At 59.6% G+C, this 10,340-nt stretch carries 9 protein-coding genes and 1 pseudogene; 5 read left to right on the top strand and 5 right to left on the bottom strand.

Annotated features, from left to right (window positions below):
* Positions 1-470: 470 nt before the first annotated feature.
* The 3 genes from dctP to ACSSV8_RS19440 are packed head-to-tail and all read right to left on the bottom strand — an operon-like array spanning position 471 to position 3,389.
* The gene (dctP, locus tag ACSSV8_RS19450; protein ID WP_354540537.1) at positions 471-1,562 is read right to left on the bottom strand and encodes a TRAP transporter substrate-binding protein DctP; all 1,092 of its coding nucleotides are present in this window, start codon (positions 1,560-1,562) and stop codon (positions 471-473) included.
* A gap of 14 nt (positions 1,563-1,576) precedes the next feature.
* A complete protein-coding gene (locus tag ACSSV8_RS19445; protein ID WP_354540538.1) occupies positions 1,577-2,899 on the bottom strand; it encodes a TRAP transporter large permease in 1,323 nt (440 codons plus the stop codon).
* Complete coding sequence (locus ACSSV8_RS19440) at positions 2,889-3,389, bottom strand: TRAP transporter small permease subunit (protein ID WP_354540539.1); 501 nt, start codon at positions 3,387-3,389, stop codon at positions 2,889-2,891. Before ACSSV8_RS19440 ends, ACSSV8_RS19445 begins: the two co-directional genes overlap by 11 nt.
* Before the next feature lie 501 nt (positions 3,390-3,890).
* Between ACSSV8_RS19440 and ACSSV8_RS19435 the strand changes: the two genes are divergently transcribed.
* The 5 genes from ACSSV8_RS19435 to ACSSV8_RS19415 are packed head-to-tail and all read left to right on the top strand — an operon-like array spanning position 3,891 to position 9,432.
* On the top strand, positions 3,891-5,525 hold the full coding sequence (locus ACSSV8_RS19435) for an amidohydrolase (RefSeq protein ID WP_454283570.1): 1,635 nt from the start codon (positions 3,891-3,893) through the stop codon (positions 5,523-5,525).
* A 44-nt stretch (positions 5,526-5,569) separates the two neighbouring features.
* Positions 5,570-6,682: an ABC transporter ATP-binding protein gene (locus ACSSV8_RS19430; RefSeq protein WP_354540541.1), complete on the top strand. Its 1,113-nt coding sequence runs from the start codon at positions 5,570-5,572 to the stop codon at positions 6,680-6,682.
* Complete coding sequence (locus ACSSV8_RS19425) at positions 6,682-7,584, top strand: ABC transporter permease (protein ID WP_354540542.1); 903 nt, start codon at positions 6,682-6,684, stop codon at positions 7,582-7,584. The genes ACSSV8_RS19430 and ACSSV8_RS19425 overlap by 1 nt, the downstream gene beginning before the upstream one ends.
* Positions 7,571-8,374 carry an ABC transporter permease gene (locus ACSSV8_RS19420; protein ID WP_454283569.1) on the top strand — a complete coding sequence of 268 codons (804 nt, stop codon included), beginning with the start codon at positions 7,571-7,573 and terminating at the stop codon, positions 8,372-8,374. Before ACSSV8_RS19425 ends, ACSSV8_RS19420 begins: the two co-directional genes overlap by 14 nt.
* Positions 8,375-8,403: 29 nt before the next feature.
* Complete coding sequence (locus ACSSV8_RS19415; RefSeq protein ID WP_354540544.1) at positions 8,404-9,432, top strand: ABC transporter substrate-binding protein; 1,029 nt, start codon at positions 8,404-8,406, stop codon at positions 9,430-9,432.
* Between the two features lie 166 nt (positions 9,433-9,598).
* On the opposite strand, the pseudogene ACSSV8_RS19410 reads toward ACSSV8_RS19415, so the two are convergent.
* A pseudogene (locus ACSSV8_RS19410) lies at positions 9,599-10,144 on the bottom strand (ISKra4 family transposase); the annotation flags it as partial.
* Positions 10,120-10,340 (bottom strand): hypothetical protein (locus ACSSV8_RS19405; RefSeq protein ID WP_454283571.1); only part of this gene is annotated, 221 nt, incomplete at its 5' end. The pseudogene ACSSV8_RS19410 and the gene ACSSV8_RS19405, both read right to left, overlap by 25 nt.

Genomic DNA, 10,340 nt, shown 5'->3' with positions numbered 1-10,340 from the left:
AATCCGAAAGGACAAAAGTGGCCGACTTTTACGCCGCCCGCGACAACACTATGCCGCCGCTACCGTGGCCGAGTATTGCTCCGCCGATTACAATTACGCCACCTTCAATTTTCCACCACCTTCGCGACACGACCCAAAAATGCTCCGAATCCGCAGAATCTGATTAATTAGGATGCAGTGACACATGGCTCGCCGACGTCATCGCCGACATCTCCGACATGCCGGTCTCACGCCTGCACGAGTTGCTGCCGTGGTGATGGAACGAAGCAACGCACCAGGTCAAGGCTGCCTGACCGCGGCCCTCGGCGGATGCTTGCTTAAGACCCCGCCAGCCAGACCAGCCGGCAGCACGGCTCTTGCAAGACCAATCAGATAACCAGCAAAAAGTCCCCGCCAATGGCGGGGACTTTCTCGGCATGGGGCTGACCTTCGCGCCCGGTAAGGCAACCTTCCCTATTGATATGTCACGCTTATTCGGCGCACACGCGGATGGCCTCGATGTCCGGGCCATTCGGGGTCCGGCCCAGATTAAAGGGGGCGGACGCGTCCCGCCATTTGGCGTAGTCGGCCAGGTACTCGAGTTGACTCAGATAGACCTTGGCGGAGGCAGGGTTTTCGCATGCGGTCTCAACGATCACTTCGTTGGCAAGTTCCTGAACGCGCGCCAGCGTCTCGTCGTCATAGCGGGTGATCTCGATACCCGCGTCAACGAATTGCTGATAGGCCTCTGTCGCGCGTTTTTCCGTGAACGAGAGCGACCAGATAAGATTGGCTTGAGCCGCGATTTTAAGGTCATCCTGTGTTTCAGGCGAGAGTGCGTCCCACGACGCCTTGTTGATCATCACACCAAAGACCGAGGCCGACTGGTGCCAGCCCGGGGTTGCCCAGAACTGGGTGACCTGGTGAAAGCCGCCGGAAAAATCGACGTTGGGGGTCGAGAACTCCGCACCGTCGATCACGCCGCGTTCCAGCGCCTGATAGATTTCGCCACCAGCCATGGACACCTGATTGCCGCCCAGTCTCTCGAGCAAACGGCCCTGTTCGAGACCCGAAAGGCGCAGGCGCTTGCCTTGCAGATCCTCAAGGGTCACGATTGCCTCATTGGTACGGAAACCGGATTCGTTGTTGGTCACGCCATAGGGCAGATAGACCATGCCGAACTTGCCGTAGATTTCGTTGTAGAGCTCAGCGCCGCCCCACTGTTCGATCCAGTTGACATAGTCGATGGCGTTGAAAAGGCTGGCTGTGGTTGCCAGAGGGGAAAAGGCCGAATCCCGGCCCGCCCAATAACCGGGCCAGTCCGCCCCGGCCTGAATGGTGCCGGATTCCACAGCGCCGAACACTTCACCCGCAGGCACAAGCGCGCCGCCTTCAAAGAATTCGATGGTCAGAGCGTCACCGGTCAGCTTGTTGGCGAGCTCTACAAAGTGCTTGTCGATTTCGATCAGTTCCAGCGAACTCGGCCATGTGGTGGTCATGGTCCAGCTGTCCTGTGCATGGGATTGCGTGGAAATCCCTGCGGCCAGTGCGAGGCCCGTCACGAGGGCAGTTTTCGTTTGCATGGAAGTCTCCTTGTTTACTTGGTGTAGAGAGTCTCTGGCAGCCACAGGACCAGTTGCGGGAACATGGCTACAGCGAGGCACATGATCAGGATCAAGCCAATGAATGGCAACACCCCGATGACGATTTCCGAAGTCTTGACCGATTTGGGAGCAATGGCGCGCAGGTAGAACAACGCATATCCAAAGGGTGGTGTAAGAAACGATGTCTGCAGCACCACCGACATCAGTACCACGAACCACAACAGGCTTATGTCCATCTCCTGGACGATCGGCAGGAAAATCGGAAAGGACAGAAGCACGATCCCGGTCCAGTCGAGGAACGCGCCCAGAATGAACACGATGAACATCATCACCGTGATCAGCATCCACGGCTCCATATCCATGCCGCGGATGATCTCCTGCGTGGCTCGCAGCCCTCCAGTTATGTTGAACACGCCTGTAAAGGCCGTCGCCCCGATCACGATAAAAAGGATCATCGCCGAGGTGCGTCCGGTTTCCAGCATCGCGCCGTAAAAACTGGCCCACCGGAACTTGCCGCGAAAGATGACGATCAGGAGCGCCAGCGCAGCCCCTATGGCCGAAGCCTCTGTTGCCGTGGCGATCCCCATCAGAAGTGAGCCGAGGATGCCGAGGATCAACACCAAAGGCGGAACGGCCTCAATCGCCAGCATCTTGAGAAGTGCGGCGCGGCTGACTTTTTCATCAGGCTCCACGGCAGGGGCCATGTCGGGTCTTACGATGGCGACGATCACGACCCAGACAGCATAGAGCAGGCCGAGCACCACGCCGGGAATCATGGCCCCGGCAAAGAGCTCTCCGACCGAAAGAGGGGAATAGCTTGCCATCAATATCAGCATGATCGACGGCGGTATGAGAATCCCGAGACAGCCCGAGGCCGCAATAACCCCGGTCGTGAGCGTCGGACTATAGCCATATTGCAGCATCGGGCGCAGGGCCATGACGCCCATGACCGTGATCGAGGCCCCGATTATGCCGGTTGTTGCCGCCAACAGGATCGAGATGAACACAACCGCCAACGCCAGACCGCCGCGCACGTTGGACATCATGAGCCGGAGCGACTCGAACATTCGATCCGTCACACCACTGTCTGATAGAAATCGGGCCATGAGCACAAAGAGCGGGATGGCGATCAGGGTGAAATTGTCCAGCACATCGCCGAAAATACGGTTGATGACGATGCCCAGCACCATTGGCTTGCCAGCGATCAGCGCGCCCAGAACGGCCGTGCCGCCCAATACGAAGGCAAGCGGATGCCCCATGAAGAGACCCAGCAGCAGCAGGCCGAACATACAAAGGGCAATGACTTCAGGCGTCACTTTGCGCCTCCTGACGATTGAGGACTATCTTCAGAACTTCCGCAATTCCCTGAAGCAGCAGCAAGGCTGCGGCGACCGCCATCGCGATCTTGAGCGGATAGACGGGAAGCTGCACCGATCCGTAGGTGGTTTCACCCTGCGCATAGGACCGCATCGCGAAATCATAGGACCGGGATGCAAACACCCAGGCGAAGGGAAAGAAAAAGATCAGATATCCCAGCGCATCAACAATGCGGGCCGGCGTCTGTGACAGATTGGCCGTGAGCAGATCTACCCGGACATGGGCATTGTGCCGAAGCGCATAGCCGCCGAGAAGAACAAAATAGAAACCGAACATCTGCTTCGTGACGTCAAAGGCCCAGCGGGTTGGGTCGTTGAACACGTAACGCATGAAAACATCGTAAATGATGATCCCCGCAAACATGATCGCGACAACCGAAACGAGTCGTCCCACGATCTCGTTCAGACAGTCGACAGACCGAATGATCATGCTCTCCCCCTCCGTTTTCGCGGGGATACTACCCAGTTAGGACCGAGGCACAAGGCAATTGGCCCCGATGGTTTGCCGAAAGGTGGAAGAGCCATCATAACAACATGAAAAATATTATTTTTTGTCTCTGCCGTCAACCGCGCGCGGTTCGAAAATCGACCTCCACCAGGCTCCCGTGCACGCACCGCTCCCCGTCGCCGGCGTTGTCAAGCGGGTCGAGTGCGGTTTTGCGGTCCCGTGAACGGCCTTTCACGGCGTCATCGCGAGGGGATGGCCTGCCCCACGTTCCCGCGGCCGTGAGCCGCCAAGGCAGCCTGTGTCATGACATCACCGGGAAGGGCCATCACCGCCTCAGGCCGCGTTTGCGCGAAACGCTCCGGATGGTGCAAATTTGATCAAAAAATTGGACCGGCAAACAGCATTCTGCTATCGTCGAAATTTGCAACATCATGGTGCCAGATGCCTATCACCCTCTTGATCATTAACGCGCGCGGTCTGACCATGGATCCCGACGCCCCCGAAACCGATGCGGTGGCTCTTGCCGGCGACAGGATCGCGGCCCTCGGCAGCGCGGCCAGGTCGATGGCCGGTGCGGACTGTCCGGTGATTGACGCGAAGGGGGCGACAGTGCTTCCGGGTTTTATCGAAAGCCATCTGCACCTGTTCATGGGCGGCTCTGAACTGGCGCATCTGCAACTCCTCGGGGTTCATGGTCCTGACGCGCTGGCTCATGCGATCCACGCCTATGCGGCGGCCAATCCGGAGCGCAACGTCATCGTGGGACAGGGCTGCGATTACGGTATTTACGATCACCCGCTGACCCGGCACGATCTCGACGCCATTTTGCCGGACCGGCCTGTTTGCCTGCTGGCGGCGGACCATCACACCGCCTGGGCCAATACCATGGCTCTTGAACAGGCGGGCATTCTCCGGGGCGCGCAATTGGGCCCGGGCAATGAGATCGTCATGGACAATGGCCTTGCCACCGGAGAGTTGCGGGAGTTCGAGGCCAAGGCACCGGTGCTGCGGCTGGCCGGGGAAAACCGTATCATGGCAGGGATCGCCACCGGGGCCGATCCGGTGCCAAAGCCGACGCATGACGACATGCTGGCGGATTTACCGGCGATGGAGCGCGGATTGCGCCATTGCGCGCGGCACGGGTTCACCAGTCTCGTCAACATGGATGGCAACCGCTACACGCTTGAGGTGCTCGATCATTTGCGGCGTGAGGACAGGCTGACGGCGCGGGTGAGGGTGCCGTATCATTACCGCAACGACCACAGGATTTCCGACCTCGCCAAGGCCAGCGCCATGAGCGCCGATTACAACGATGACTGGTTATCCTCCGGTTTCGTCAAGCTGTTCATGGACGGGGTTGTGGACAGTGGCACCGCCGTGATGCTCAACGATTATCCCGATCAGCCCGGCTGGCGCGGCGAGCCGCTGCATGAGGCGGACCGCTTTGCGGAAGTCTGCATCGAGGCGGATCGGCGCGGGCTTCAAATCGCGGTCCATGCCATCGGTGACGGGGCGGTGCGCAGGGTGCTTGACGGCTATGAGGCCGCGCGCGAGGCCAATGGTCGGCGCGACGCGCGCCACAGGATCGAGCATATCGAACTGATCGACCGTGGCGATATTCCGCGGTTTGCCGAAATGGGTGTCTTGGCCTCCGTCCAACCGTCACATCCGCCGGGTGCCATGGATTTCCCGCTATTTCCTACCCTCGACAAGATCGGACGCGACCGCTGGGCCGATGCCTATCTAACCCGCACGTTGCGCGATGCCGGGGCACGGATCGTGTTCGCCTCGGATTGGCCGGTGGCCGATATCAACCCGCTCCGCTCGATTCAGGCGGCGGTGACACGGCAGCCCTATGAGGGCGGACAAGACGAGCGGCTGACCCTGCGCGAGGCACTGGCCGCCTATACCATCGGCGGGGCATATGCCGAACATACCGAGGACCGCAAAGGCATGTTGCGTGTCGGCTACCTGGCCGATGTGGTCATTCTGTCGGGGGATGTCGAGGCGGTGCCCGCAGATCAGATCGCCAGCCTGGGTGTAAAAAAAACCATCTGTGGCGGTCGGATCGTCTGGGATGCTGCCGTCGATCAGGACCGGGGGATCGAAATCGCTTGAAAGATTCGGCAACACGCGCTCGACTGTCGGAAAAAGAGGAAGACATGGTGGCCGACGGCGCACAACAAAGCGGCAACGAAATCGAAATCCAGGCGGTCAGCAAGGTGTTTGGCCAGGGCGCAACCGCGTTTCACGCCTTGACCGGGATTGATCTGACGATCCGTACCGGCGAGTTTTTCACCCTCCTCGGGCCGTCCGGCTGTGGCAAGACCACGCTCCTGCGGGTGATCGCCGGGTTTGAACATCCCAGCAGCGGGCAGCTCCGGATCAAGGGGCAGGATGTCGTAGGCCAAGCCCCGAACCGGCGTATGGTGAACACCGTGTTTCAGAGTTATGCGCTTTTTCCGCATATGACCGTGGCGCAGAACATAGGCTTTGGCCTCAAGATGCTCGGCCGTCCCCGCTCCGAAATTGAGACCACCACCGCAGAGATGATGCGACTGGTCAAGATGGAGGCCATGGCCTCGCGCAAGCCCGCAGAGTTGTCGGGGGGGCAGCAGCAACGCGTGGCACTGGCCCGTGCTCTGGCCCCGAGACCCCGCGTGCTTTTGCTCGATGAACCGCTGAGCGCGCTCGACCTCAAGCTGCGCAAGGAAATGCAAACCGAGTTGAAGCGGCTTCAGGTGGAAACCGGCATCACGTTTGTTTTCGTGACCCATGATCAGGAAGAGGCGCTGACCATGTCGGACCGCCTTGCCGTCATGAGCAAGGGGCGCATCCTGCAACTGGGCAGTCCGCATGACATCTATCACGCCCCGACGGAGCGCTTCGTGGCCGATTTCATCGGCGAGACGAATTTTCTGTCCCTGAAGGTGATCACGGTGCAGGGGCGCGGTGCCGACCTGGCCTTGCCCGGTGGCCGAATAGTTCCGGCGCGGATTGCCGAGGGGGTGACTCCGGCAGTGAGCGAGGCCGTTTCCGCCGTGATCCGCCCGGAACAGGCGCAGCTGGTCGAGGCGGGTACGGGCGATCTGTTAGCGACCGTGACCGGCGCGGTTTTCTTTGGCACCGACACGCATATCCATCTGACGCTTGAGGATGGTCAGGCCTTTACAGTCAGGCGTCAGAACACCATCGGGCAGGCGGACCCGGAGACGGGCGCGCGGGTCGGCTTGTCCTTGATGCCCGGCGCGCTTCAGGTTCTGCGGGGGTCGTGATGAAACGCGACTCGCATCGCTGGAAATGGATACTGGTGAGCCCGGCGCTTGTGGTCCTGATCCTTGCCGCATCTGGCCCGCTGCTGATCGTTGCGGTTTATTCCGTCCTCAGCCCCGGCAATATGGGCGGGGTGTCGTGGGATTTTTCGACCGAAGCCTGGTTCCGGGTATTCTTCAAGCGCGATATCTTCGATCCCGAAAATGTCACGCTCAACGCGGACCATCTGGCGGTGTTCCAGCGCACCTTGTGGCTGTCTTTTCAGACGACGGTGATCTGCGCGGCACTGGGTTTTCCGACAGCGTGGTTCATCGCGACACGCCCGGTCAACCGCCGGATGATCTGGCTGTTTCTGATCACCGTTCCCTTCTGGACCAACCTCTTGATCCGCACCTTCGCGATACAGGAGTTGATCCGCAACAGCGGCACCTTGAACACGGCACTCCTTTGGCTGGGCCTGATCGACAAGCCTCTGGAACTGATGTATACCGATTTCGCGGTTTTGCTCGGCATGAGCTACGTGTTCCTGCCCCTGATGGTGCTTCCGCTTTATGCGGCGATGGACAAGCTGGATTTTCGACTGGTCGAGGCGGGATATGACCTTTACGCCAGTCGCATGCAGGTCTTGTGGCATGTGATCCTGCCCTTGGTGAAGCCGGGGTTTATTGCAGGCTCCATCCTCGTGTTCATTCCCTCGATCGGTGCCTATGTCACGCCGCGCGTGCTGGGCGGCGGTCGGACGATGATGTTGGGCAATCTGATCGGCTTGCAGTTCGGCCAGGGGCGCAACTGGCCGCTTGGATCGGCCTTGGCGATGGTGTTGCTGGTGATCGTTGTCGCGGCGCTGGTATTCTATCTGCGCATCACCACCCGCGAAACCGGGGGGCGCGATGGCCAGTCATAGGTTCAATGTCCGCTCCCTGCCCGGATTTGGCGTAATCGCCATCCTGACGCTGGTGTTGCTATATCTGCCCATCATCACGCTGGTCGTCTTTTCCTTCAACGAGGCGCAATCGCAATCCATATGGGGCGGATTATCGCTGAAATGGTACGAAGCCGCGTTAAACAACCGGCAGGTCGTCGATGTGTCGATCCGCTCGCTTTGGCTGGCGCTGGTCGCCGCCGGTATTGCCACGGTGCTGGCAACCCTGGCGGCATTGGCCACAACGCGAGTGAGCCGGTTTCCGGGCCAGACCATGATTTATGCGCTGATCAACCAGCCGCTGATGGTGCCGGAGATCGTGACCGGCATCGCGCTTTTGATCTTTGTCGCCTTCCTGAAGGTGCAGACAGGGTATTCGGGAATGGGGTATCTGATGGCGGCGCACACGGCCTTCTGTATTCCCTTCGCCTATCTGCCGATCCGCGCCCGGCTCGAGACGATGGACCTGACGCTCGAGACCGCCGCGGCCGATCTCTATGCAACCCCCGTGCAGGCATTTACCCATGTCACCCTGCCGCTTCTGGTGCCGGGGATCGTGGCAGGCTTCATGCTCGGGTTCGTTGTATCGCTCGACACTGTCGTGATCACCGAATTCGTGAAATCCGCCGGGCAGGACACTCTGCCCACCTATATGCTCGGCCAGTTGCGCCGCAGCGTTACCCCCGAGATGAACGCCATCGCCACGCTGTTTCTGGCGCTGTCGTTGCTGGTGGTCAGCGTGTTTTTCCTGATCACCCGTAAAAGGGTATAACCGCAACCATGACCACAGGGAGACGACCAATGAAGAAACTGATCGCAAGCGGCCTGACCGCACTCTTGGCGACCACCGGCCTCGCAAGCGCGCAAGGCGTGGTGAACCTCTACAACTGGGGCAACTACACCAACCCCGAATTGCTGACCAAGTTCGAGGCGGAAACCGGCATCAAGGTGAATGTCACTGATTATGACAGCAACGACACGGCCCTTGCGCGCATCCGTCAGGGCGGTCATGGCTTTGACATTGTAGTGCCGTCGAATTCCTACATGCAGACCTGGATTTCCGAGGGGCTGATCGTCCCGCTCGACAAATCCATCGTCACCAACCATGGCAATATCGCGCCGGAATGGGTCAATGTCGATTTCGACCCCGGCCGCGAATATTCTGTTCCGTGGCAGTGGGGCACCACCGGCCTGATCGTAAATACGAGTGTCTATGATGGCGACATCAACGACGCTTCCATCATCTTCAACCCGCCAGACGCATTGAAGGGGCAGATCAATGTCATCCCCGAAATGTCCGATGTCATGGCCATCGCGATCTATTACGCGGGAGGCGAATCCTGCACCACCGATATGGAGGTGATGCGCAAGGTGCGCGACACTCTGGTCGAAGCCAAGGCACATTGGAAAGCGCTGGATTACGGCACGGTCGATGCCCATGTCGCCGGCGATTTCTCGGCCGGAATTTACTGGAACGGCGCGACCATGCGGGCGCGTTTGCAGAACGCGGACCTTGCCTATGGTTATCCCAAAACCGGCTATCCGATCTGGATGGACAGCGCCGCGGTACTGGCTGATGCGCAAAACCCTGAAAACGCCATGAAATTCATAAATTTCATACTCGAGCCCGAGAATGCTGCGATGATCTCGAACTTTGCGCGCTACGCCAATGGCGTGACCGGATCCGAGGCGTTCATGGATGAGGTGATGCGCGAGGCACCGGAAATCGTCGTCGCGCCAGAGCTGGCGGCGGCGGGCAAGTTCAGCCCTGCTTGCTCGCAGGAGGTGAACGATCTGCAATCACAGATCTGGACCGAAGTATTGCAATAATCACGCTCAGGTGCATCCCTGTCTTCTCAGGGATGCGCTCCGCGCCTGTAGTAGCTGCCGGCTTGCTTGCTGTCGTCGAGCTTTACCCGCGCCAGCGGCTCACCCCGAGATCGTCACGCAAAAGCGGGTGCCGGTCTTGTGGGGAGTGGGCAAAACCAGGTGGCCAAGCGGCCCGCTTTGAGGCGCCTAGCCTTCCATCAGGGACAGCCGCCCGCGTGACGGCAACCCGATGTGCGCCCTGCGGTAACCACCTCATGCGCCGTCGCTTGCCCATTCGAGTGTTCCCGGTATCATCGACGCAGCGTTCTGCCCGGGACGATGAAACCGCGAGGCCATTCCGGTGTCGATGGCCGTAGTCTACGAGGGCGTCGAAGTTGTTCGCAAGGTAGGCATAGAGATCCTGACATCGGGCTTTGACGCGTCTGACCGCTTCCCGTAATTCCCGGGTTTCGGCGCGCAATCGATCACAATCGATTTGGAGGATCTTGAGGGTTGTCGCGGCGGTGATCACTTTCCCGTGCCAAAGGTACCAGCGCAGTATTTCGGCAGGGCGCTCGAAGAGGCGTCGCAACCCTGAAAAGTTCTTCCATTGCAAAAGTACTTGCACCGCATTCTCAACGTGCTTGACCCGCATCGAGATCTGCCACCAGTCCAGTATGTGCGTGACGGGATTTTGAGCGGCACGCCTCACCAAATTCGGCAGGGCAGGTTCTTGGCACCAATCTCCAGCTCCATCAGTCGTTCGGCAGCGAAGCCGATCATCTCGCGAAGCAGATCGGCATCGCCGCTCTTCTCTACAAGCGCACGCAGGTCCAGGTCGTGTCGCGAAGGTGGTGGAAATTTGAAGGTGGCGTAATCTCCGGGTGAACGAAACCCACCCAACCGGCGGCTGGCACCGCCAAGGAGAT

It is taken from the genome of Roseovarius sp. MBR-79, assembly GCF_053628555.1.
Note: the sequence above shows the minus strand (reverse complement) of the source record. Positions and strands in the feature narration are given on the sequence as shown.